Origin of the sequence: Streptomyces spinosisporus (assembly GCF_022698145.1) — a bacterium.
Classification (GTDB): domain Bacteria; phylum Actinomycetota; class Actinomycetes; order Streptomycetales; family Streptomycetaceae; genus Streptomyces; species Streptomyces spinosisporus.
Genome location: NZ_JALDAX010000002.1, coordinates 549,117 through 571,988, shown reverse-complemented (window position 1 = coordinate 571,988; position 22,872 = coordinate 549,117). Strand labels below are relative to the sequence as shown.

The window sequence follows — 22,872 nt, the reverse complement described above, 5'->3', positions numbered from 1 at the left end:
CGGCCACGCCCCCGTCCCGTGGGGGCCGTGCTCAGTGCCGGTATCGTTGCTGCCGTTCGGCCGCTTCGTAGACTTCCCCGTATCCCGGGGCTCGAAGCATTCGTACGACCGTACAAACGCTCCCCCGAGAAAGGGCCCCACCCGTGGCCGCCAAGCCCGTGGTCAAGCGCCTCGTCGTGCTGGTCTCCGGATCCGGTACCAATCTGCAGGCGCTCCTCGACGAGATCGCGGCCGTCGGAGCCGAGGCCTACGGGGCCGAGATCGTGGCCGTCGGCGCCGACCGCGAGGGCATCGAGGGGCTGGCGCGTGCGGAGCGCGCCGGGCTCGCGACCTTCGTCTGCCGGGTCAGGGACTTCGGCAGCCGCGAGGAGTGGGACGCGCACCTCGCCGCGGCCGTCGCCGCGCACGAGCCCGACCTCGTCGTCTCCGCCGGGTTCATGAAGATCGTGGGCAAGGAGTTCCTCGCGCGCTTCGGCGGGCGGTTCGTGAACACCCACCCCGCCCTGCTGCCCAGTTTTCCCGGAGCCCACGGTGTGCGGGACGCGCTCGCGTACGGCGCCAGGGTCACCGGCTGCACCGTCCACTTCGTCGACGACGGCGTCGACACCGGGCCGATCATCGCGCAGGGCGTGGTGGAGGTCCGCAACGAGGACGACGAGAGCGCTCTGCACGAGCGCATCAAGGAAGTCGAGCGAAGGCTGCTCGTCGATGTCGTGGGGCGGCTCGCCCGCAACGGCTATCGCATTGAGGGACGAAAGGTAGTTATCCAGTGACCGCCGAGAGCAACAAGCGGCCCCTTCGCAGGGCGCTCGTCAGCGTCTACGACAAGACCGGCCTGGAGGACCTCGCCCGCGGGCTGCACGAGGCCGGCGTGGAACTCGTCTCCACCGGCTCCACCGCGGCGCGGATCGCCGCCGCGGGCGTCCCGGTCACCAAGGTCGAGGAACTCACCGGCTTCCCCGAGTGCCTGGACGGCCGGGTCAAGACGCTGCACCCCAAGGTGCACGCGGGCATCCTCGCCGACCTGCGCCTGGAGAGCCACCGTGCGCAGCTGGCCGAGCTGGGCGTCGAGCCGTTCGACCTCGTCGTCGTGAACCTGTACCCGTTCCGCGAGACCGTCGCCTCCGGTGCCTCGCCCGACGAGTGCGTCGAGCAGATCGACATCGGCGGTCCGTCGATGGTGCGCGCCGCCGCGAAGAACCACCCGTCGGTCGCCGTCGTCACCAGCCCGGCGCGGTACGGCGACGTCCTCGCCGCGGCCAAGGACGGCGGCTTCGACCTCGCGACCCGCAGGCGGCTCGCCGCGGAGGCCTTCCGGCACACCGCCGAGTACGACATCGCGGTCTCGTCCTGGTTCGCCTCCTCCTACGCGCCCGCGGACGACTCCCAGTTCCCCGACTTCACGGCGTCCAGCCTGCAGCGCGCCCACACGCTGCGCTACGGCGAGAACCCGCACCAGCCGGCCGCCCTGTACGTCTCGGGCACGGGCGGTCTGGCCGAGGCCGAGCAGCTGCACGGCAAGGAGATGTCGTACAACAACTACACGGACACGGACGCCGCGCGCCGTGCCGCGTACGACCACGACGAGCCGTGCGTCGCGATCATCAAGCACGCCAACCCCTGTGGCATCGCGGTCGGTTCGGACGTCGCCGAGGCGCACCGCAAGGCGCACGCCTGCGACCCGCTGTCGGCGTTCGGCGGTGTGATCGCGGTCAACCGCCCGGTGTCGAAGGAGATGGCCGAGCAGGTCGCCGAGATCTTCACCGAGGTCATCGTGGCGCCCGACTACGAGGACGGTGCGCTGGAGGCGCTCGCCAAGAAGAAGAACATCCGCGTGCTGCGCGCCCCGGGCCGTCCCGACAACCCGGTCGAGGTCAAGCCGATCGACGGCGGCGCCCTGCTCCAGGTCACCGACCGCCTCCAGGCCGAGGGCGACGACCCGGCGAACTGGACGCTGGCGACCGGCGAGGCGCTCTCGGCGGACGAACTGGCCGAGCTCGCGTTCGCCTGGAAGGCCTGCCGCGCGGTCAAGTCCAACGCGATCCTGCTCGCCAAGGACGGCGCCTCGGTCGGCGTCGGCATGGGCCAGGTCAACCGCGTCGACTCCGCGAAACTCGCCGTCGAACGGGCCGGCGCCGAGCGCGCCCAGGGCTCCTACGCCGCCTCCGACGCCTTCTTCCCCTTCCCCGACGGCCTGGAGATCCTCACCGGCGCGGGCGTCAAGGCCGTAGTCCAGCCGGGCGGCTCCGTCCGCGACGAACTGGTCGTCGAGGCCGCCAAGAAGGCGGGCGTCACGATGTACTTCACGGGCACGCGCCACTTCTTCCACTGACGCGCCACCCACGCCGCAACACCGGCGCCCCCGCACAGCTCCGGCCGTGCGGGGGCGCCGCTGTCAGTTCCCCTCGCCAGCCGCGTAGGCCGCCGCCTGCGAGGCGCAGTCGGCCTTCGGCTTCCCGGCGGGCACCACGCTCTCCAGCTTCTGCAGGACGCCGAACTCGTCCTCTTCCTCGTCGGCGCCGGCCTTCTTCTTGAGGGACTTCAGCGTCGTGTCGACGACGTTCACCAGCTGCGCCCTGTCCTCCTTGCAGCGCGGTGCCAGTGCGGAGAGGACCTGGTCGTACTGCTCGGCGGGGCGGAGGTCGCCGTCGAGGTCGGCCAGCCTCTGCGCCGGGCCGGGTGGCGCGGACGCGTGTGCGGCAGGCGCCGCCGCACCGCTACGGCTCGCGGCGGGCCGTGCGGCGGCCGTCGAGGCGTCGTGCCCGCCGTCGTCCTTGGATCCGCAGGCCGTGGCCACCATGAGCAACGGTGCCGCGATCAACGTCCCCACGGCGACAGCGGTCCTCTTCCTTCCGCTCAGCGGGTTTCTCGGTGCCGGGACTGGCTGCTGGTTCACGATCCCCCTCCGGTGTGGGCCCGCGCCGCGATCTTCGGGCGGGGCATCGGGACCGTACAGCAGCGGGACGCGGCCGCGGCCTCCGGCCCTCCCCCGAGGGGGCCGGAGGCCGCGGGCGTGTGGTCAGGGTCGCGTGGGCGTCCCGCGCGCGGTACCTGAGAAGTCTCAGGGTCACTTCGCGGTGGGAGGGGCGTACTCCTTGAGGTAGTGGGCGACGCGGGTGGTGTAGTCGTGGTACTTCGGGGGAACACCGCCCGCGGCGTTCACCTTCTTGTACGAGGTCCGGTAGGCGGCGGCGAGCAGGAGGCGGCGGTCGCCGGGCAGGGAGGTGTCGAGGCGGGGCTCCATGAAGCACAGGTAGCGGCTCATGGCCGGGATGGACACCGAGGGGGACAGGGGCGGAGTGGGCGTCGCCGAGGCGGGCACGCCGTCCGAGCGGCTCCACCAGCGCAGCACGCCCGGGGTCCAGCGGGCGATGCCGTACTCGTTCTTGGCGGGGTCGGAGAGGTTCGGGTCGAAGTTGCTCTCCACCTTCAGCATCGCCGCGATGAGCGCGGGGGAGACCTCCCGCTGGAGGCAGTCGTGCGCCGAGTCGACGATCAGCCGGCGGTAGCGCACCGGGATGCCCCGGTCCGTGCGCAGTTCGGTGGCGCCGTAGCCCGCCGCGGTCGTCGCGGACGGCTTCGCGTCGTCCGATCCCGAGTCGGCCCAGCTGCTGATGCCGTAGCCGAGCGCCGCGACGGCCACCGTCGCCACCGCCGAGGCCAGCGCGACCGCGCCGCGGCGCCTGCGGGGCAGCAGCACCCTCGGCAGCCGGGGCGAGCGGCCCGTCCCGGCCGCCTCCTCGACGCGGCGCAGCAGCGCGTCCGTGCCGACCCGGTCCGCGTGCGTACGGGCCAGGCAGTCCCGCACGATCCGGCGCCAGGCGTCCGGGAGTTCGGGGGACAGCCGCAGTTCGTCGGTGCCGCGGGCGTAGGCCACGGCCGCGTCGCGGCGGGCGCTCGGGGTGCCGCCGGGCAGCGGGAAGGAGCCGGTCAGCACGAGATGCGCCAGCACCCCGAAGGCCCAGACGTCCGCCGACGGGCGGATCCGCCGGCCCCGTTCCCCGATCTCCGCCCAGAGCAGCTCCGGCGGGGTGTAGTCCGGCGTGGAGAACGCGGGCGTGTAGGCGTGCGTGCCCTCCAGTTCCCCGGCCATGTTGAAGTCGGCCAGCCGTGCCGAACCGTCCTTCATCAGCAGCACGTTGGCCGGTTTCAGATCGCCGTGCACCCATCCGGCGCGGTGCAGCTGGGCCAGGCCCTCGCAGATCTGCGCGAGGAGCGCGGGACCCGCGTCGGGCCGCGGCGCCCGGTCGAGGAGGGCGCCGAGCGATCCTTCCGCCTTCTCCAGGACGAGGACGGTGGCGCCGTCGAGGGCGGGGCGCTCCGGGTCGTCGACGACGAGCGTCTCGTACATCCGGATCAGCCGCGGCTGCTTCAGCCGCCGGTGCAGCTCGACCTCGCGGTCGATGAGTTCGCGCAGATGCGTGAGCTGACGGGGGGTGCCGGTGCCGGTGGGCAGGAACTTCAGGGCGGCCGTGCGGGGCAGATCGGCCGGGCCGCCGACGCGTCTGCCCTCGTAGACGCTGCCGAAGGCACCGGTCGCGATGGGCTCCCGGACCTCCCAGTGTCCGGTCCGGTAGCCCCTGGGCACCGGCACGGCGTACGGATCGGTCACCGGGCCACCCGGCCGGACCGTGCGGAGGCGAGGACCACCAGGTCGTCCTCCCGCACGAGGTCGAAGCGGAGCGCGAGCGAGACCAGCGACTCCTTCTTGCCGTTGAGCCGCGGCCCGGTGTCCGCCTCCTCGGGGCCCGGCTTCAGGCGCAGCTTCACCGCGAGGTAGTCGATGTTCCACTGCACCGAAGTGCGCGACGCGCTCGGCCAGTTGGGGCGCAGCCGGTCGACGACCTGGTCCACCGTGGGCAGCGGGGCGTGCGGTTCGCCCCGCAGCCGGGGCTCGCACAGCGCGGCGAGGACGGCGAAGTAGCGCTTGGTGCGGTCGACGGAGAAGGCGGGCGCGGTGGTGGCGCCGTCGAGCCCGCCGTCGGTGTGCAGATAGTCGTGGCGCGGCGCCCACACCTCGATGGCCAGCAGATCGCCCGCGGCGGGCAGCACGATCCGGGAGAACTCGAACGGGACCGGTGCGTCCAGGCGGCCGGGACCGACCTTGATGTGCTCCCCGGCGCCCTCCGGGTTCTCCACGACGTACGTCTGCTCCCGGCTGAGGTTGCTCAGTATCCAGAAGGCGCCCTGCGCGGTGATCTCACCGGCCCTGCGGGACACGCCGTCGTGCGGGATGCGCAGGTCGACGTCGTGCGCCGCGCGTCCGAAGGTGAGCCGCTCGCCGGGTGCGAGCCGGAACTGGTTGCGGTGGTGTTCCTCCGGGGTCGGCGGAGGTACCACGATGATGCTGTACAAGGTGCGTCTCCCCGTGCCTGCAGCTATCCAGGCCAGGGTAGGGCGACGCGCGCGGGCCGTGTCCCCCTCGGAAGGGTGAGACACGGCCCGGGGCGATTTATTGGCGCGAACTGTTCAGTGCCGCGCGTGAGTTGGTGCCGTAGGCGCTCAGTAGCGCGGGCGGTTGAACCAGGCCTTGCCGTTGGCGTTGCCGACGAACACCGCCACCAGGATGGCGAGCACGGTGTGGACGAGGCCCACCACCACGAACGGGTAGATGCCGAGCACCGCGGTGATGATGGCGAAGACGAGCGTGGTGATGCGGTAGCTGTTGCCGCCGTCCTTGAACTTCACCGCCAGCACGACCGCGAAGACCAGCCAGGCCAGCGCGAAGACCAGGTAGCCCCACAGGATGCCGGTGGAGTCACCGAGGATGTCCTGGACGGTGCTGTCGTCGGTGGTGTCCTTCGCCTTGTCGATGGCGGCGAGGCCGAGGGCCAGGAAGACCATGCCGACGGCCTGGAGGCCGACGATCACCCACAGCAGCACACGGGCGGTGTTGACCGTGCCGGGCATGGTCGTCATCGGGACGCCGGCGCCGTAGGGCTGCTGCACCGGCGGCGCCTGCGGGTAGCCGTACCCGGGCTGCTGTGGCTGCTGCGGGTGGCCGTAGCCCGGCTGCTGGCCCTGCGGGGGGCCGTAGGGGTTGTTCGGGTCGCCGAAACTCATGGCGGGAATTCCTCCGTTGGTTCCACGTGCGGGGACGACGCGGCGCCGCACGGAGGAACAGGTGTGTTGCGGCGATCCCCCCGATGAGCTGCCCGCGGCACTGTCCGGCCATCGTTCTTTACCGCTGACTTACTTGTCCAGCCGCAAGCCATATGTGTTGTGCAAGTGCAATCTCGTCGATCTTGGGACGGTTTCCGGTCGGGACCCCGGATTGGAACCCTGGGACGGTCATCCGGGAGAATGGCTCCATGACCGCCCAGATTCTCGATGGCAAGGCCACCGCAGCCGCGATCAAGTCCGATCTGACCGCCCGCGTGGCGGCGCTGAAGGAGAAGGGCGTCACGCCCGGCCTCGGCACGATCCTCGTCGGGGACGACCCCGGCAGCCAGAAGTACGTCGCCGGCAAGCACCGCGACTGCGCGCAGGTCGGCATCGCCTCCATCCAGCGCGAACTGCCCGCCACGGCCACGCAGGAGGAGATCGAGGCGGTCGTCCGGGAGCTCAACGAGGACCCGGCGTGCACCGGTTACATCGTCCAGCTGCCGCTGCCCAAGGGCATCGACGAGAACCGCATCCTGGAGCTGATGGACCCCGACAAGGACGCGGACGGCCTGCACCCGATGAACCTCGGCCGCCTCGTCCTGAACGAACCGGCCCCGCTGCCCTGCACCCCCAACGGCGTCCTCACCCTGCTGCGCCGCTACGGCGTCGAGATCAAGGGCGCCGAGGTCGTGGTCGTCGGCCGCGGTGTCACCATCGGCCGCCCGATGCCGCTGCTGCTGACCCGCCGCAGTGAGAACGCGACCGTGACCCAGTGCCACACCGGCACCCGCGACCTCTCCTCCCACCTCAAGCGGGCGGACATCATCATCGCCGCCGCCGGTTCGGCGCATCTGGTCCGGCCCGAGGACGTCAAGCCGGGCGCGGCCGTCCTCGACGTCGGTGTCTCGCGCAGCGCCGAGGGCAAGATCGTGGGCGACGTCCACCCGGGCGTCGCCGAGGTCGCGGGCTGGATCTCGCCGAACCCCGGCGGTGTCGGCCCGATGACCCGCGCGCAACTGCTCGTCAACGTGGTCGAGGCGGCGGAGCGCAGTGCCGGCTGAGGCGAAGGGACCCGACGGGGCGACGCAGCAGGCCGGGCGCGAGGTGGAGCACCCCGAGCAGCAGGCGGAGGAGACCGTGCGCGACGCGATCAGCGCCCCGGACGCCGAGGGCCAGCCGCGCCGTACGACGCGCCGCTTCCCGCTGTTCACGAGGGACACCGCACGGCCCGAGGGCGGCGGCCGGGCGGCTCCCTCGGACGCCCCCGCGCCCGCCCGGCAGTGGCCGATCCTCGCCGTCTGCGGTCTGGTCGCCCTCGGCCTGCTGCTGACCGCGCTCGACCTCTTCCGCTACGGCACCCTGCTGATCGGCCTCGCGCTGGTGGGGGGCGCCGTGCTGCGCTGGGTCATGCCCGGCGTCGGCATGCTGGCCGTGCGCTCCCGCTTCACGGACATCGTCACCTACGGCCTGCTCGGCCTGGCGATCGTGCTGCTGGCGATGATGGTGCAGCCGCACCCGTGGCTGCAGATCCCGTTCCTGAAGGACACCCTGCACTTCACGGTCAGCACCAGCTGACGACGGCGCCGGCCCGTCCTCTCCCCCGAGCAAGGACGGACCGGCGCCTGCACCCACCCTCGTGCACGGCGAACGGCCTGTTCAACGGCTGTCAGTGCGCTGTGGCACGGAGGTGACCGTTCCGCAACTCGGGAACCATCGGCACTCCGGCGTCGTCACCTGACCAGACCGGACAAGAGCGAGGAAGCCGTGGAGGTGGGCGATGGGCGGCTGGCAGCCGCTGCCGGAGGATCTGCCGCCGGAGGTGCGGCACTTCGTGGAGCAGTTGCGGCTCCTCAAGGACCGCACGGGGCTCAGCCTGGCCGCACTCGGCGCCCGCACCGCGTACAGCAAGTCCTCCTGGCACCGCTACCTCAACGCCACCCAGCCGCCGCCCCGGCAGGCGGTCACGGCCCTGTGCCGGATCGCGGGCCTCAGGGACGCGGAGGCCGAACGCTTCACCGTGCGCTGGGAACTGGCCGTCCAGGCCTGGCCGCGCCCGGCGAGGCCCGCGGGGGACGAGAACGCGCCGGAGTACGAGGACGACCCCACCCGGCCCTGGTGGGACACCCCCGAGCAGGAGACCGTGCGCCGGGCCGGCGTGGGTCTGATCCTGTATGCCGTACTGCTCCTCTTCCTGATGCTGCTGATCCTGCTCGTCGCCGCCGTCGCGCTGGGGTGAGTTGCCCCTGAGTGGGGTGAATACGTCCGTGACGAATGGGGTTGTCCATGTGTGTCGGCGGTGTCAACGTATTGACAACTTTGCGGATTTGACCCGGAGTTGTGCGATGCGCGGGCTAGCTTGAACTCGTCCGGCCGGGCGGTGGAGGGGGCCGCCGGTGGGACACTGGACCACGGCCGGGTCGGCGTGCAACGGTGCATGCCGAGCCGCCCGCACGCTCCCGTGCGCCCCCATCCCGGGAACTGAGATCCTTGTCGGGCGCATCCCTGTGGGTAGCCACAACGGGCACCACGCGCGGGAGATCTGCGAGGAAGACCAGCACCAACCGGGGGGAAGAGGGGGAAGCAATGCCTCGTTGGAGGGCCTTGCCGGACGAACTCGATCCGCAGGTCAGGGAGTTCGCGAGCCAGCTGCGGCGGCTCGTGGACCGCAGCGGCCTGAGCATCGCGTCGGTGGCCGACCGCACGGGCTACAGCAAGACGTCGTGGGAGAGATACCTCAACGGCCGGCTGCTCGCCCCCAAGGGGGCGATCGTGGCGCTGGCCGAGGTGACGGGCACCAACCCGGTCCATCTGACGACCATGTGGGAGCTCGCCGAGCGTGCCTGGAGCCGTTCGGAGATGCGCCACGACATGACCATGGAGGCCATCCGCATCTCCCAGGCGCGGGCCGCGCTCTCGGAGTTCGGGGCGCCGCCCGCCGACGCCAAGGGCGGCAAGTCGGCCCGCAGGTCCGGCAGTGCGACGGCGACGCCGGGTGTCGCGGGTCCGGCGGGAGTGGCTCCGTCGGTGCCGTCGCAGCCGACGGCGCCCGAGGTGCGGGACTCGGGGACCTCCGCCGCCCAGGCCGCGCGGACCTCGCAGACTCCGCAGACGGGCTCCTCCGGCGGCAACTCGTGGGGGCTGGCCGGTTACCGGGGCCCGGCGCCGACGGGTGCCCGGCCGACGGGGACCGGGACGCCCGCGCCCACCGCGGCATCCTCCGCCGACGGGGCCGGCTGGACGCCGGGCACACCGAGCCCGTACGGCGAGCCGCCGCAGGGTCCGCGGCCCGGCGGTGGCTCCTCCTCGGGCGGCGGTGGCCGGCGCAGGCTGACGATGTTCCTCGCGGGCGTCGTCGGTGTGCTGGTCGTGATCGCGGGCGTCTTCTTCCTCACCGACGGCGGTGGCGGAAAGGACGACGAGGGCGGCACCAAGCCGTCCCCGTCCGCCAGTGTGCAGACCGATCTGCCGCCCGGGGTGAAGTGCGCCGGGGCCACCTGCACCGGCAAGGACGCGGAGGCCATGGGCTGCACCAAGGACGTGACCGCCGTGACCACCGCCAAGACCGCGGTGGTCGGCGCGAGCACCGTCGAGGTGCGGTACAGCAAGACGTGCGGCGCGGCGTGGGGTCGTATCACGCAGGCGGCACAGGGCGATGCGGTGCAGGTGACCGCGGGCGGGTCCGCGCAGGACGACAGCATCACCACGGCCGGGGACACCATCGCCTACACCCCGATGGTCGCGGTGAAGGACGCGGGCGAGGCGCGGGCCTGCGCGACGCTGGCGTCGGGTCAGAAGGGGTGCACGAAGTAGCGGAGTGCCGGCCGGCAGAGGGGGCGGCCGCCCGTCCGGGAGAGGGGGGACAGAGGCGGCCGCCGGTGGGACCGACGGTGCCGGACCCCGTGGGGGTAACGGTTCGCGTGCCCGGGTTGGAAGGGACTATTCCTGCCGCCCGGGATTTCTTCGTACGGGGCATGCTCTGTGGGACGGGCCACACGGACCCGGACGTCCGGGATCGGGGATGCGCGATAGCCTGACCGGTGGATCTCTCTTGATACCAAGAGATCGATCATTTGTACGTCCGCCCGCACCCCAGGGCGAGGACGCCCACCGCCAGCTGTCATACGGAGAACGCCATGACCCGCACTCCCGTGAACGTCACCGTCACCGGCGCGGCCGGCCAGATCGGTTACGCCCTCCTCTTCCGCATCGCCTCCGGCCAGTTGCTCGGCGCGGACGTGCCGGTCAAGCTCCGCCTCCTGGAGATCACGCCCGCGCTGAAGGCCGCCGAGGGCACCGCCATGGAGCTCGACGACTGCGCCTTCCCGCTGCTGCAGGGCATCGACATCACCGACGACCCGAACGTCGCCTTCGACGGCGCGAACGTCGGTCTCCTCGTGGGCGCCCGCCCGCGCACCAAGGGCATGGAGCGCGGTGACCTCCTGGAGGCCAACGGCGGCATCTTCAAGCCGCAGGGCAAGGCCATCAACGACCACGCCGCGGACGACGTCAAGGTCCTGGTCGTCGGCAACCCGGCGAACACCAACGCCCTGATCGCGCAGGCCGCCGCGCCGGACGTACCGGCCGAGCGCTTCACGGCGATGACCCGCCTCGACCACAACCGCGCGCTGACCCAGCTCGCGAAGAAGACGGGCAGCACGGTCGCCGACATCAAGCGCCTGACCATCTGGGGCAACCACTCCGCCACCCAGTACCCCGACATCTTCCACGCCACGATCGCCGGCAAGAACGCCGCCGAGACCGTCAACGACGAGAAGTGGCTGGCCGAGGAGTTCATCCCGACCGTCGCCAAGCGCGGCGCCGCGATCATCGAGGCCCGTGGCGCCTCCTCCGCCGCGTCGGCCGCCAACGCCGCCATCGACCACGTGTACAGCTGGGTCAACGGCACCGCGGACGGCGACTGGGTCTCCATGGGCATCCCGTCGGACGGCTCCTACGGCGTCCCGGAGGGCCTGATCTCCTCCTTCCCGGTCACCACCAAGGACGGCACGTACGAGATCGTCCCGGGCCTGGAGATCAACGAGTTCTCCCGCGCCCGCATCGACGCCTCCGTCAAGGAGCTGGAGGAGGAGCGCGAGGCGGTCCGCGCCCTCGGCCTCATCTGAGGTCCCGTCCTCGTCCGAGGTCTCGTCCTCGTCCGAGGTCGCGTCCGAGCCCTTCACGGTTTCGTCACGACCCTGCACGGGCCCCGTTCCGGTTCTCGCCGGAACGGGGCCCGTGGCCGTTTTCGCCGCTACCGTCTGACAGCGATACCCAATGGGGTGATTCGGGGGCATGTCATGAACGGTTGGGACGGCTACGACGAAGGTCGCCACTCCGGTTCGGGTCCGGAGCGCGAGCCCAGCGAGGAGAGAGGCCAGGCGGCATGGTCCACCCGGCCGCCGGGATCCGTGCCGCCGTGGGCGTCCGCCGAGACACAGGCCGGGCAGGCCCCGCCGCCGTGGGCGTCCGCGGAGACCCACACCGGCAACCCGCGTCCGTCGGCCTGGCCGCCGCCCCCGCCGCCGCCCCCTCCGGGCCCGGGGGTGAGCCCCGTACCGACGACGGTCCCGACCCCGGCGGTCGCCCCCGCGCCCCGCCGCGGAGCCCGCAATCTGCTGCTCGCCTTCACCGCCGTGGCCGTCATCGGCGCGGGCGCCGGAGCGGGCGCGTGGTATCTCACCCGCGACAACTCGACCGGCGACAAGGCCACTCCGGGCACGAGCGTCAGTGTCACGGTCACCACCACGCCGTCGCAGAGCCCGGAGCCCAGCGACACCCCGACGCCCAGCGGCAGTGCGACGGCCTCGACGCTCGAGTCCGCCTCGCCCTCGGTCGGCTACCGCCGCGCCCAGGATCCGGTCGGCTACTCGGTCGACGTCCCCGAGGGCTGGTCCCGCCGCCAGCAGCAGGGCAAGCTGGCCCCCGTCGTCTACTACGACGCCCCGTCCGGCGGCCGTCAGCTGCAGATCTTCGAGGTCACCGAGGCGACTCCCTACGAGTCCCTGACCCTGGCCGAGACCGACTCCGGGTTCGGCTTCCGGAAGCTCCCCGGCTTCCAGGTCCTCGAACGCGACCGCGGCGACACCTGGGCCGAACTGTTCTACCGCTACGACTCCACCGAGAAGGGCGCGGAAGGCCCCCGCCAGGTCATCGACCACCGCTTCCGGGCCGCCGACGGCACGCTGTACGCGATCCGCTCCAGCGGACCCGCGGGCGCGGACGCGGAGCAGGTGCGCGAGCCGCTCGCGACGGCGGTGCGCTCCTTCTGCCCGACCGGCGCGCAGTGCGGCTAACTGCTGCTCCCTTACTCCATGCCGCGCTTGCCCGGTGCCCAGAACGGCTTGGTGAGCACGGACCTGCGGTCCCAGCCCGCCTCCCGGACCAGCACCTGCCGCACCTGCTGCACCGTGCGTGCCTCCCCGGCGACGTAGGCGATCCCGCCCGGTGCGGGGGCCAGGTGCCGTACGGCGTCGGCGAGTGAACCGTCCGCGCGCAGCGACCAGTCGAGGCGGTCGCCGTGCGGGAGACGCAGCCGGTCGGCCGCCGTCTCGGTCTGCACACAGCCGGAGATCCGCGCGTCCTCGGGCAGCGCGGCGAGCATCGCGCCGAAGGCCACGGACGCCGTCTCGTCGCCTACGAAAACATGGTGGGCGGCGTCGGGCCGCAGCACGAACGTCCCCTCCGGCTTGCGCAGCCGGACCCGGTCACCCACCGCGGCGCCGTGCCCCCACCGCGCCCCGGGCCCGCCCGCGGAGTGGTCCAGCACGCACAACTCGACGGCTCCGGCCGGGTCGTAGCGCCAGATCGAGTACGTGCGCAGGGTCAGACCGCCGCCGACCATGACCCGCACCTGCTGGCCCGGCAGGACGGACAGCGCGGACAGGGCCTCGCCCTCGATGCGCAGACGGCGGATGCGGGCGGCGACCGCTTCGGTCTCGGTGATCGTGCCCTGGAGCGTCAGCAGGTCCAGGACCGGGGAGAGCAGCGCGGGCATGGGGCGGCTCCTCGGAACGTGCAGGCGGGCAAGGGGAGTTGGGGGTCATGACCTTGCCGAACGCGATAGTACGCGTTCTTCGCCGAACGCGATAGTGCGTGTTTTCGTGCGCCGGCCGTAACCGGCCACGACCGCCGCCGTCGCCGCGAGGACCAGCAGAGCCACCGTCCGCAGTGCCGGGCCCATGCCGTGGGGGAAGTCGGGGTGCGCGGCCAGGACCGTGCCGGTGACGGCGATGCCGAGGGCCGCGCCGACCTCGCGGGCCGAGGTGCCGAGCCCGGAGCCCAGGCCCGCCTGCCCGGCGGGCAGCGCGGTGACCACGCCGAGCGTGAGCGCGGGCATCGACAGGCCCGTACCGGCCGAGATGACCAGCAGCCAGCAGGCGTACGCCGGGTAGGGCGTGCCCGCGTCCGCCGTGGACGCGCCGAGCAGACCCAGGCCGATCAGGGCGAGGCCGCCGCCGATGACCGGGCGCGGATACGAGGCCCAGCGCGCCGCCAGCCGCGGCACCAGGGCCATGCCGACGATCAGCGGGAGGATCGCGACACCGGTGGCGGCCGGGCCGTAGCCCTTCACGCCCTGCAGATACTGCGAGTTGACGTAGAAGAGCGAGAACAGGCCGAAGAAGCCGGTGGCCATGCCCAGTGAAGTGGCGCGCATCTGGCGGGACTTGAAGACACGCGGGTCGAACAGCGGGGTGCGGGAGCGCAGGGCGTGCAGCGTGAAGGCGGTCATCAGCACCGCACCCGCGACGAAGACACCCACGATGCGCGGTGAACCCCAGCCGTACGCCGGGCCTTCGATGATGCCGAACAGAAGGGCGACCAGGGCCGCGGTGAGCAGCAGGGTGCCGAGCGGGTCGGGGTGGTTGTCGGGGGCGCGCTCCGTGCGCGGGGTGGTGAGCGCGACGGCGAGGGCGAGCAGCGCGGCCAGCGGGACCATCACACCGAACAGGGCGCGCCAGCTGAGGAACTGGCCGACCAGTCCGCCGCCCAGGTTGCCGAACATGCCGCCCAGGCCGAGCGACAGCGTCCAGGAGGCCATGACCTGGGCCCGGCGCTCGGGACCGGCCAGCCGCATCAGGATCGACAGGGTGGACGGGGTGATCAGGGCCGCGCCCGCGCCCGACAGGCCCCGCCCGGCGATGAGCACCGCCGCCTGCGGAGCGAGGGCGCTGGTGGCCGCGCCCGCCGCGAACAGGGCGAGGCCGGTGAGCAGGGCGCCCTTGCGGCCGTACCGGTCGCCGAAGGCGCCGGCCGGGATGAGCAGGGAGGCGAAGACGATGACGTAGGCGTCGACCGTCCACAGCAGCTCGGTGTGCGAGGGGTGCAGGGAGGACGAACTCAGCTGCGGGATCAGGAGGTTGATGGCGGCGACCATGCTCTGGGCGACCAGGACGCAGGCGCACATCGCCAGCAGTGTGGACCGTTTCAGGGCGTGCGGGGGCAAGGCTCCTCCTCGGGAGCTCGGGCTGGTGCGGGATGCCCTGTCACCGTAGGCTCGGCACTGTCCTGCACTCCAGTGCAACCTTTGCAAGGGATCGATGCGTGTGACGCAATCGGAGAATCCGGGCGGTCCGGCCGGTCTGGACCTCAATCTGCTCGTCGCCCTGGACGTGCTCCTGGAGGAACAGAGCGTGGGCGGGGCCGCCCGCCGGATGCATCTGTCCGAACCCGCGATGAGCCGCACCCTCGGCCGGATCCGCAAGGCGCTCGGCGATCCCGTCCTGGTGCGCGCCGGGCGGCAGATGGTGCCGACGCCGCACGCGCTCGCGGTGCGGGCCGAGGTGAGCGCGGTGGTGGAGCGGGCCAGGGCGCTGTTCGCGCCGGGCCGGGACGCCGACCTCAGGACCGTGCGCCGCACCCTCACGATCATCGGCAGCGACGCGGTCGCCGCCTCGCTCGCGCCCGCCCTGTTCACCCGCGCCACCGAGGAGGCGCCCGGCATCCGGATCCGGTTCCTCTCCGAGAGCCACGCGGACGAGCCGTATCTGCGCGAGGGCACCGCCGATCTGGAGGTCGGGGTCGTCGACACCGCGGCGCCCGAGGTGCATGTGGAGACCCTGCGCGAGGACCGGATGCTGGCGGCCGTACGGGCCGGACACCCGCTGCTGGAGGGCGAGTTGACGGCCGAGCGGTTCGCCTCCGAGGTGGATCATCTGATCGTGTCCCGGCGCGGACGGCTGCACGGCCCGGTGGACGCCGCGCTTGCCGAACTGGGGCTGAAGCGCCGGGTGGTCGGGACCGTGGGCACCTTCCCGGCCTCCCTGTTCGTCCTGCGGGACACCGATCTGACCGGGTTGATCACCTCCTGGGCGCTGCCGTTGGTGACCGCACTGGGGCTGGCCGTCTACGAGGTGCCGCTGCGGCTGCCGCCCCTGGAGGTGGGGCTTGCCTGGCATCCACGGCATGACGCCGATCCTGCGCATGCCTGGCTCAGGGGGGTGGTCCGGGAGTTGTTGGCCGAGTGGCCCGACGAGGGAGTGCTGGGGGAGGGAGTGCTGGGTGAGGGGGTGCTGGGTGAGGGGGCGCGTCAGCCGCCCGGCTGAAGCCGTTTCTCGAACCAGTGGTGGGCGTAGACGTGGTCGACGTACGCCGGGATCTCGGTGTAGCCGGACGCGCGGTACATGGCCTGGGCCTCGGTGAGGGTGCGGTGCGTGTCCAGGCGTACGACCTTCATGCCGTGGTCGGTCGCCGCACGCTCCAGCTCGGTGAGGATGCGGCGGGCCAGGCCCAGGCGGCGGGCCTCGTGGTGCACCCAGACGTGGCGGATCTCGCCGACGCCCGGCTCCAGCCGGCGCAGTGCGCCGCAGCCCACCGGGCGGCCCTCCTCGTAGGCGACGAAGAACGCGCCCGCGTCCCCCGACACCTCCTCCGGCTTCACCAGGTCGGACGTGTCGAAGCCCTCCGGGAAGCGGGCGTCGATGTCGGCGGCGTAGGCGTCCAGGCAGGCGCGGGCGTCGGGTGCGGCGCCGTCGACGAGCTCGACCGTGATCGCGGCCAGTCGCAGCAGCCGCTGCGAGGTGGCCATCGCCTCGATCAGCTGGGCGCGCCGGTCGGCGTCGAGGGCGTCGAGCAGGCCCTCGGCGAGCGCGTCGGCGCGGCGGTTCTGCTCGTCCACCTCGGCGCGGCCGGCCGGCGTGAGCTCGATCGTCCGCAGCCGGTTGTCGGCCGGGTGCACCCGCACCCGGACCATGCCCTGCGACTGCAGCGCCTTGGTCATCCGGCTCAGATACCCGGCGTCCAGCCCGAGCCGGCTCCTGAGCTCGCGCAGCGAGACACCGTCGCCGATCTCGAACAGCAGTCGCGCCTCGCCGAGCGGGCGGTCCTGGCCGAGGTAGTGGTCGTCCAGTACGCCGATACGGCGCGTGAAGTAGCGGTTGAACCGGCGAAGGGCCCGCACCTGCTCCCTCGCCACCGGGTGCGCATGTCCTGGCTCCATAGTTCTTTGACTTTAGTCAAACGATTGAAGCGAGTCCATCGGGTTACCCGTACCAGCACGTTCTTCCGTGACGCAGCGCACTTTCGGCCCCCGATCCGCATGGATCCGAGGGCCGGGGGCAGGCGCTCACGATCCTCGTGGGTGACACGTGTGTCACCCAGGGATGCTGAACAGGAACGGAAGGCAACACGGAACATGGCGGACAGAGCGCAGACCCAGGGGCTGGACGCGCAGGCGACCATCCACGTGGCAGGCCAGTGGCGGGAAGCCGTCTCCGGCGCCACGCGCGAGATTCTCGACCCGGCGGACGGACAGCCCTTCGCTCTGGTCGCGGAGGGTGACGAGAAGGACACGGACCTGGCGGTCGCGGCCGCCCGCCGCGCCTTCGACGACGGCGCATGGCCCCACACCCCCGTCGCCGAGCGCGCCGCCGTTCTTCGCCGCGTCGCCGACCTGCTGGTCCGCGACCGCGAGCGGCTCGGCCGGCTGGAGAGCCGCGACGCCGGCAAGACCGTCGAGGAGGGCCGGGTCGACATCGACTGTGTCGCCGACGCCTTCCGCTACTTCGCCGACCTGGTCGCCGGCGAGGCCCCCGGCCGCGTCGTCGACGCGGGCTCGCCCGACATCCACAGCGTCGTCGTGCACGAGCCCGTCGGCGTCTGCGCGCTGATCACGCCCTGGAACTACCCGCTGCTGCAGGCCAGCTGGAAGATCGCCCCCGCCCTCGCGGCCGGCAACACCTTCGTCATCAAGCCGAGCGAGATCACCCCGCTGACCACGATCGCCCTGATCGACCTGCTCCACGAGGCCGGGCTGCCCGCCGGTGTCGCGGGCATCGTCACCGGCCCCGGCCACTCGGTCGGCGCCCGGCTCGCCGAGCACCCGGACGTCGACCTGGTCTCCTTCACCGGCGGCCTGGTCAGCGGCACCAAGGTCGCCCAGGCCGCGGCCCCCTCGGTGAAGAAGGTCGCCCTCGAACTCGGCGGCAAGAACCCCAATGTCGTCTTCGCCGACTCCTGCGCCACCGACGAGGACTTCGACACCGCCGTCGACCAGGCACTGAACGCCGCCTTCATCCACAGCGGCCAGGTCTGCTCGGCCGGCGCCCGGCTCATCGTCGAGGAGTCCCTGCGCGAGCGCTTCGTCGCCGAACTCGCCCTGCGGGCGAGCCGCATCCGCCTCGGCCGCGGCAGCGAGGACGGCGTCGAGTGCGGGCCGCTGGTCTCCGAGCAGCAGCGCGCCAAGGTCGAGTCCTACGTCGCCTCCGCGCTGGAGGAGGGCGCGGTGCTGCGCACCGGCGGCCGCCGCCCGGACCCCGCGCCCGAGCGGCCCGAGGGCGGCTACTTCTACGAGCCGACCGTCCTCGACCAGTGCCACCGCGAGATGCGCGTCGTACGCGAGGAGGTCTTCGGACCCGTCCTCACCGTCGAGACCTTCCGCACCGAGGACGAGGCGGTCGCCCTCGCCAACGACACCGAGTACGGGCTCGCCGGCGCCGTGTGGACCTCCGACGCCGGCCGCGCCCGCCGGGTCGCGGCCCGGCTGCGCCACGGCACCGTCTGGATCAACGACTTCCACCCCTACCTTCCGCAGGCGGAGTGGGGCGGCTTCGGCAAGAGCGGCACGGGCCGCGAACTCGGCCCCGCCGGACTGGCCGAATACCGCGAGACCAAGCACGTCTACCAGAACCTCGCGCCGAAGCCGGTGCGGTGGTTCGCGGGCTGAGCCGCACCGCCCCCGACCGATCCCCCACCCCCCTTGGAGCACCACCCCTCATGCCCGAGAACAACCAGGTCTACGACTACGTCGTCATCGGCGGCGGCACGGCCGGCTCCGTCATCGCCTCGCGCCTGACCGAGAACCCGGACGTCACCGTCGCCGTCGTCGAGGGCGGACCCAGCGACGTCGGCCGCGAGGACGTACTGACGCTGCGCCGCTGGATGGGTCTCCTCGGCGGCGAACTGGACTACGACTATCCCACCACCGAGCAGCCGCGCGGCAACTCCCACATCCGGCACAGCCGCGCCCGCGTCCTCGGCGGCTGCTCCTCGCACAACACGCTGATCGCCTTCAAGCCGCTGCCGTCCGACTGGGACGAGTGGGAGGAGGCCGGCGCCAAGGGCTGGGGCGCGGTGCCGATGGAGGCGTACTACGCCCGGCTCCTCAACAACATCGTCCCGGTCGACGAGAAGGACCGTAATGCCATCGCCCGGGACTTCGTCGACGCGGCCCTGCACGCGACCGGGGTGCCCCGCGTCGAGGGCTTCAACCGCGCCCCCTTCACCGAGGGCGCCGGGTTCTTCGACCTCGCCTACCACCCTGAGAACAACAAGCGGTCCTCGGCGTCGGTGGCGTATCTGCACCCCGTGATGGACGAGCGCGACAACCTCACGATCCTGCTGGAGACCTGGGCGTACCGGCTGGAGCTGAACGGCACCCGCGCCGAGGGCGTCCATGTGCGCACCAAGGACGGCGAGGAGATCCTCCTCACTGCGCGCAACGAGGTCGTGCTGTGCGCCGGCGCCGTGGACTCGCCTCGGCTGCTGCTGCACTCCGGCATCGGACCGCGCGCGGACCTCGAAGCGCTCGGCATCCCGGTCGCGCACGATCTGCCGGGCGTCGGCGAGAACCTGCTCGACCACCCCGAGTCGGTGATCGTCTGGGAGACCCACGGGCCGATCCCGGAGAACTCCGCGATGGACAGCGACGCCGGTCTCTTCGTGCGCCGCGACCCCGGACACGCGGGCCCGGACCTGATGTTCCACTTCTACCAGATCCCCTTCACGGACAACCCCGAGCGCCTGGGCTACCAGCGCCCGCCGTACGGCGTCTCGATGACCCCCAACATCCCGAAGCCGAAGAGCCGCGGGCGCCTGTACCTGACGAGCGCCGACCCGTCGGTTAAGCCCGCCCTGGACTTCCGCTACTTCACCGACGAGGACGACTACGACGGCCGCACCCTCGTCGACGGCATCCGTATCGCCCGCGAGATCGCGAAGACCGAACCGCTGGCCGGCTGGCTCAAGCGCGAGGTGGCCCCCGGGCCGCACGTCACGAGCGACGAGGAACTGAGCGAGTACGCCCGCAAGGTCGCGCACACCGTGTACCACCCGGCGGGCACCTGCCGTATGGGCGCGGCGGACGACCCGCGGGCGGTCGTGGACCCGAGCTTGAGGATCCGCGGTCTGAGCGGCATCCGCATCGCCGATGCCTCCGTGTTCCCGACGATGACCGCCGTGAACCCGATGATCGGAGTGCTGATGGTCGGGGAGAGGGCCGTGGACCTGATGGGAAGTGGTGCGTGATGAGTACCCCGGTCTTCTCCGTGGAGGGGCTGTGGAAGGTGTTCGGACCGAAGGCCGAGCGCGTTCCGGGCGATCCCGAGCTGACGGCACTGGAGCCCGCCGAACTGCGCTCGCGCACCGGCTGCACGGCCGCCGTCCATGACGTCTCCTTCGACGTCCACAAGGGCGAGGTGTTCGTGGTGATGGGCCTGTCCGGCTCGGGCAAGTCCACCCTCGTGCGCTGTCTGACCCGGCTGATCGAGCCGACCGCGGGCAGCATCGTCATCGACGGCGAGGACGTCCGCGCCATGGACAAGGCCCGGCTGCGCGAACTGCGCCGGCACCGCGCCGCGATGGTCTTCCAGCACTTCGGCCTGCTCCCGCACCGCACCGTCATCGACAACGTCGCCTACGGCCTGGAGATCCAGGGCGTCGGCAAGTCCGAACGGCGCGCCCGCGCCCAGGAGTTCGTCGCCAAGGTCGGCCTGGACGGCATGGAACAGCGGCGCCCCGCCCAGCTCTCCGGCGGCCAGCGCCAGCGCGTGGGCCTGGCCCGGGCGCTCGCGGTCGACCCCGAGGTCCTGCTCTTCGACGAGCCGTTCAGCGCGCTCGACCCGCTGATCCGGCGGGACATGCAGGAGGAGGTCGTGCGCCTGCACCGCGAGGAGGGCCGCACGATGGTCTTCATCACCCACGACCTGTCCGAGGCGCTGAAGCTGGGCGACCGTATCGCCCTGATGCGCGACGGCCGCGTGGTGCAGCTCGGCACCCCGGAGGAGATCGTCGCCCACCCCGCCGACGACTACGTCCGCGAGTTCGTCCGGGACGTGGCGCGCGAACAGGTCATGACGGTCCGCACGGCCATGCGGCCCGGCGGCTGCGACGGCACCGAGCACCCCGGCGCCCTCGACCCCGGCGAGGTCGTCGCCGACGCGATCAAGGTCGTCGCCCGCAGCGGCAAGCCCGCCTGCGTCGTGGAGGACGGCCGCTGCCTCGGCGTCGTCGACCACGAGCGCCTCCTCGGGGTGGTGGCGGGAACGGAGCCGCAGAAGGAGGCCGTCTGATGGCGACGGTCACCGCATCCGCCCCGCGCGCCGGACTGCCCGGCGTGCTGAAACACCGCGCCGCGCAGAAGCTGCTGCTGCTCGCACTCCTCGCGGCCGTTCTCGTGCCCCTCGCCGACGCCCGCTGGGCGAGCGGGAGCTGGCCGCACGCCCTCACCGTCGACGTGTCCCAGCCGCTCGCCGACGCCAGCGACTGGATCATCGACAACCGCGACAGCCACCCGCTGTTCCTGTACTTCTTCGGCTACATCAGCAACGCGGTCGTCCTCTGCGTACGCGCCGTGTATCTGCTGCTGCTCGCCGTCGGCTGGGCCGGAGTCACGGCCATCGGGGCCCTCGTCGCCTGGCGGGTCGCCGGGGTGCGGCTCGCCGCCGGCACGGCCGTGGCGTTCCTGGCCTGCGGGCTGCTCGGCATGTGGGTGCCCACCATGCAGACGCTCGCGCTCATGGTCGTCGCCGTGCTCGTGTCGGTACTCGTGGGCCTCGTGCTCGGCCTCGCCGCCGGACTCTCCGACCGCTTCCACCGGGCCCTGCGCCCGGTCCTGGACACCATGCAGGTGCTGCCGGCCTTCGCGTATCTGCTGCCCGTGGTGCTGATCTTCGGCATCGGCGTGCCCGCGGCCGTCCTCGCCACCGTCGTCTACGCCGCCCCGCCCATGGCCCGCCTCACCGCCCTCGGCCTGCGCGGCGCCGACAAGGAGGTCCTGGAGGCGGTCGAGTCGCTCGGCGCCACCGCACCCCAGCGGCTGCTGACCGCCCGCATCCCGCTGGCCCGCAAGGAACTCCTGCTCGGCCTCAACCAGACGATCATGATGGCCCTGTCGATGGCCGTCATCGCCTCCGTCATCGGCGCGGGCGGCCTCGGTGACCGCGTCTACCAGGCGCTGGCCTCCGTCGACGTGGGCGCGGCCCTCGAAGCCGGCATCCCGATCGTGCTGCTGGCCGTCGTCCTGGACCGCATCACCGCCGCCGCCGGCGAGCACGCCGGCGAGGAGCCCCAAAGCCGGCTCGTCTGGCTCTACGCGGCCGTCGCCGCCGTCGCCGTGGCGCTCGCCGGACGGCTGGCCGGACGCCTCGACTGGCCCGACTCCTGGACCGTGAACCTCGCCGACCCCGTCAACCGCGCCGTCGACTGGATGACCGCCCACCTGTACTCGGGCGTGCCCGTCGTGGGCGGCACCGCCGACTGGGCGGGCCGCTTCACCACCTGGGTCCTCGACCCGGTCCGCAGCGGACTGCAGTGGCTGCCCTGGTGGGCGGTCCTGCTCCTGGTCGCCGCGCTGGCCTGGCTGATCGGCACCTGGCGCACCGCGCTCACCGCGGTCCTCGCCATGGCCGCGATCGGCGTGCTCGGCGTGTGGAAGCCGTCGCTCGACACGCTCTCCCAGGTCCTCGCGGCCGTCGCCGTCACCCTCGTCCTGGGCTTCGCGATCGGCATCGCGGCCGCCCGCAGCGACCGCTTCGAGCGCCTGCTGCGACCTGTCCTGGACGTCTTCCAGACCATGCCGCAGTTCGTGTACCTGATCCCGGTCGTGGCCCTCTTCGAAGTGGGCCGCGCCCCCGCGGTCGCCGCGGCCGTCGTCTACGCGCTGCCCGCCGTCGTCCGCATCACCACGCAGGGCCTGCGCCAGGTCGACCCGGCGGCCCTGGAATCGGCCCGCTCGCTCGGCGCGAGCAGCACCCAGCAGCTACGGCAGGTCCAACTCCCGCTCGCCCGGCCCGCGTTGCTGCTCGCCGTCAACCAGGGCGTGGTCCTGGTCCTCGCCGTCGTCATCATCGGCGGCCTGGTCGGCGGAGGCGCGCTCGGCTACGACGTCGTCTTCGGCCTCGCCCAGGGCGACCTGGCGACCGGGCTGGTGGCCGGGGCGGCGATCGTGTGTCTGGGGTTGATGCTGGACCGGGTGACGCAGCCGACGGAACGCCGAACGAAGGGTGGTGTGTGACACGTGACATGTGACATAGCACTGAGCCGCAGAACAGTCCT

The 22,872-nt window shown here is 72.3% G+C and carries 20 protein-coding genes; 13 read left to right on the top strand and 7 right to left on the bottom strand.

Annotated features, from left to right (window positions below):
- Window positions 1–143 precede the first annotated feature (143 nt).
- Together purN and purH are read left to right on the top strand one after the other, a co-directional pair.
- Entirely contained in the window at window positions 144–773 is a 630-nt protein-coding gene (purN, locus tag MQN93_RS07815; protein ID WP_037782261.1) for a phosphoribosylglycinamide formyltransferase, read from the top strand.
- The gene (purH, locus tag MQN93_RS07810) at window positions 770–2,332 is read left to right on the top strand and encodes a bifunctional phosphoribosylaminoimidazolecarboxamide formyltransferase/IMP cyclohydrolase (RefSeq protein WP_242708876.1); all 1,563 of its coding nucleotides are present in this window, start codon (window positions 770–772) and stop codon (window positions 2,330–2,332) included. Before purN ends, purH begins: the two co-directional genes overlap by 4 nt.
- Window positions 2,333–2,395: 63 nt before the next feature.
- On the opposite strand, the gene MQN93_RS07805 is transcribed toward purH, so the two are convergent.
- From MQN93_RS07805 to MQN93_RS07790, 4 genes are all read right to left on the bottom strand, one after another.
- Window positions 2,396–2,830 carry a hypothetical protein gene (locus tag MQN93_RS07805; protein ID WP_242708875.1) on the bottom strand — a complete coding sequence of 145 codons (435 nt, stop codon included), beginning with the start codon at window positions 2,828–2,830 and terminating at the stop codon, window positions 2,396–2,398.
- A gap of 237 nt (window positions 2,831–3,067) precedes the next feature.
- Window positions 3,068–4,612, bottom strand: a complete 1,545-nt coding sequence (locus MQN93_RS07800) for a protein kinase domain-containing protein (RefSeq protein ID WP_242708874.1) — start codon at window positions 4,610–4,612, stop codon at window positions 3,068–3,070.
- Entirely contained in the window at window positions 4,609–5,355 is a 747-nt protein-coding gene (locus tag MQN93_RS07795; RefSeq protein WP_016434725.1) for an FHA domain-containing protein, read from the bottom strand. The genes MQN93_RS07800 and MQN93_RS07795 overlap by 4 nt, the downstream gene beginning before the upstream one ends.
- Window positions 5,356–5,502: 147 nt before the next feature.
- Complete coding sequence (locus MQN93_RS07790; RefSeq protein WP_016434726.1) at window positions 5,503–6,063, bottom strand: proline-rich domain-containing protein; 561 nt, start codon at window positions 6,061–6,063, stop codon at window positions 5,503–5,505.
- A 248-nt stretch (window positions 6,064–6,311) separates the two neighbouring features.
- On the opposite strand from MQN93_RS07790, the gene MQN93_RS07785 reads away from it, so the two are divergent.
- From MQN93_RS07785 to MQN93_RS07760, 6 genes are all read left to right on the top strand, one after another.
- A complete protein-coding gene (locus MQN93_RS07785; RefSeq protein ID WP_016434727.1) occupies window positions 6,312–7,166 on the top strand; it encodes a bifunctional methylenetetrahydrofolate dehydrogenase/methenyltetrahydrofolate cyclohydrolase in 855 nt (284 codons plus the stop codon).
- 43 nt (window positions 7,167–7,209) lie between these two features.
- Window positions 7,210–7,680, top strand: a complete 471-nt coding sequence (locus tag MQN93_RS07780; protein ID WP_037782718.1) for a DUF3017 domain-containing protein — start codon at window positions 7,210–7,212, stop codon at window positions 7,678–7,680.
- Window positions 7,681–7,882: 202 nt separating this feature from the next.
- The gene (locus tag MQN93_RS07775) at window positions 7,883–8,341 is read left to right on the top strand and encodes a helix-turn-helix domain-containing protein (RefSeq protein ID WP_242708873.1); all 459 of its coding nucleotides are present in this window, start codon (window positions 7,883–7,885) and stop codon (window positions 8,339–8,341) included.
- A 347-nt stretch (window positions 8,342–8,688) separates the two neighbouring features.
- Window positions 8,689–9,915 carry a helix-turn-helix domain-containing protein gene (locus MQN93_RS07770; RefSeq protein ID WP_016434730.1) on the top strand — a complete coding sequence of 409 codons (1,227 nt, stop codon included), beginning with the start codon at window positions 8,689–8,691 and terminating at the stop codon, window positions 9,913–9,915.
- A 323-nt stretch (window positions 9,916–10,238) separates the two neighbouring features.
- A complete protein-coding gene (locus tag MQN93_RS07765; protein WP_242708872.1) occupies window positions 10,239–11,228 on the top strand; it encodes a malate dehydrogenase in 990 nt (329 codons plus the stop codon).
- Between the two features lie 174 nt (window positions 11,229–11,402).
- On the top strand, window positions 11,403–12,398 hold the full coding sequence (locus MQN93_RS07760) for a serine/threonine kinase C-terminal domain-containing protein (protein ID WP_242708871.1): 996 nt from the start codon (window positions 11,403–11,405) through the stop codon (window positions 12,396–12,398).
- An 11-nt stretch (window positions 12,399–12,409) separates the two neighbouring features.
- Here the strand turns inward: MQN93_RS07760 and MQN93_RS07755 are convergent, their stop codons facing one another.
- Complete coding sequence (locus MQN93_RS07755) at window positions 12,410–13,099, bottom strand: siderophore-interacting protein (RefSeq protein ID WP_242708870.1); 690 nt, start codon at window positions 13,097–13,099, stop codon at window positions 12,410–12,412.
- A gap of 45 nt (window positions 13,100–13,144) precedes the next feature.
- A complete protein-coding gene (locus tag MQN93_RS07750) occupies window positions 13,145–14,548 on the bottom strand; it encodes an MFS transporter (RefSeq protein ID WP_242708869.1) in 1,404 nt (467 codons plus the stop codon).
- 94 nt (window positions 14,549–14,642) lie between these two features.
- Here MQN93_RS07750 and MQN93_RS07745 point away from each other — a divergent pair, with 94 nt between their 5' ends.
- Window positions 14,643–15,647, top strand: coding sequence for a LysR family transcriptional regulator (locus tag MQN93_RS07745; protein ID WP_242708868.1), 1,005 nt, complete (start codon window positions 14,643–14,645; stop codon window positions 15,645–15,647).
- On the opposite strand, the gene MQN93_RS07740 is transcribed toward MQN93_RS07745, so the two are convergent.
- Window positions 15,632–16,540: a bifunctional helix-turn-helix transcriptional regulator/GNAT family N-acetyltransferase gene (locus tag MQN93_RS07740; protein ID WP_242708867.1), complete on the bottom strand. Its 909-nt coding sequence runs from the start codon at window positions 16,538–16,540 to the stop codon at window positions 15,632–15,634. The genes MQN93_RS07745 and MQN93_RS07740 overlap by 16 nt on opposite strands.
- Before the next feature lie 195 nt (window positions 16,541–16,735).
- Here MQN93_RS07740 and MQN93_RS07735 point away from each other — a divergent pair, with 195 nt between their 5' ends.
- From MQN93_RS07735 to MQN93_RS07720, 4 genes are read left to right on the top strand one after another with little or no spacing between them, the layout of a single operon-like run.
- The gene (locus tag MQN93_RS07735) at window positions 16,736–18,265 is read left to right on the top strand and encodes an aldehyde dehydrogenase family protein (protein ID WP_242708866.1); all 1,530 of its coding nucleotides are present in this window, start codon (window positions 16,736–16,738) and stop codon (window positions 18,263–18,265) included.
- Between the two features lie 50 nt (window positions 18,266–18,315).
- Window positions 18,316–19,845 carry a GMC family oxidoreductase gene (locus MQN93_RS07730; RefSeq protein ID WP_242708865.1) on the top strand — a complete coding sequence of 510 codons (1,530 nt, stop codon included), beginning with the start codon at window positions 18,316–18,318 and terminating at the stop codon, window positions 19,843–19,845.
- Window positions 19,845–20,888 carry a quaternary amine ABC transporter ATP-binding protein gene (locus tag MQN93_RS07725; protein ID WP_016434739.1) on the top strand — a complete coding sequence of 348 codons (1,044 nt, stop codon included), beginning with the start codon at window positions 19,845–19,847 and terminating at the stop codon, window positions 20,886–20,888. Before MQN93_RS07730 ends, MQN93_RS07725 begins: the two co-directional genes overlap by 1 nt.
- On the top strand, window positions 20,888–22,831 hold the full coding sequence (locus MQN93_RS07720; protein ID WP_242708864.1) for an ABC transporter permease: 1,944 nt from the start codon (window positions 20,888–20,890) through the stop codon (window positions 22,829–22,831). Before MQN93_RS07725 ends, MQN93_RS07720 begins: the two co-directional genes overlap by 1 nt.
- Window positions 22,832–22,872: the final 41 nt, after the last annotated feature.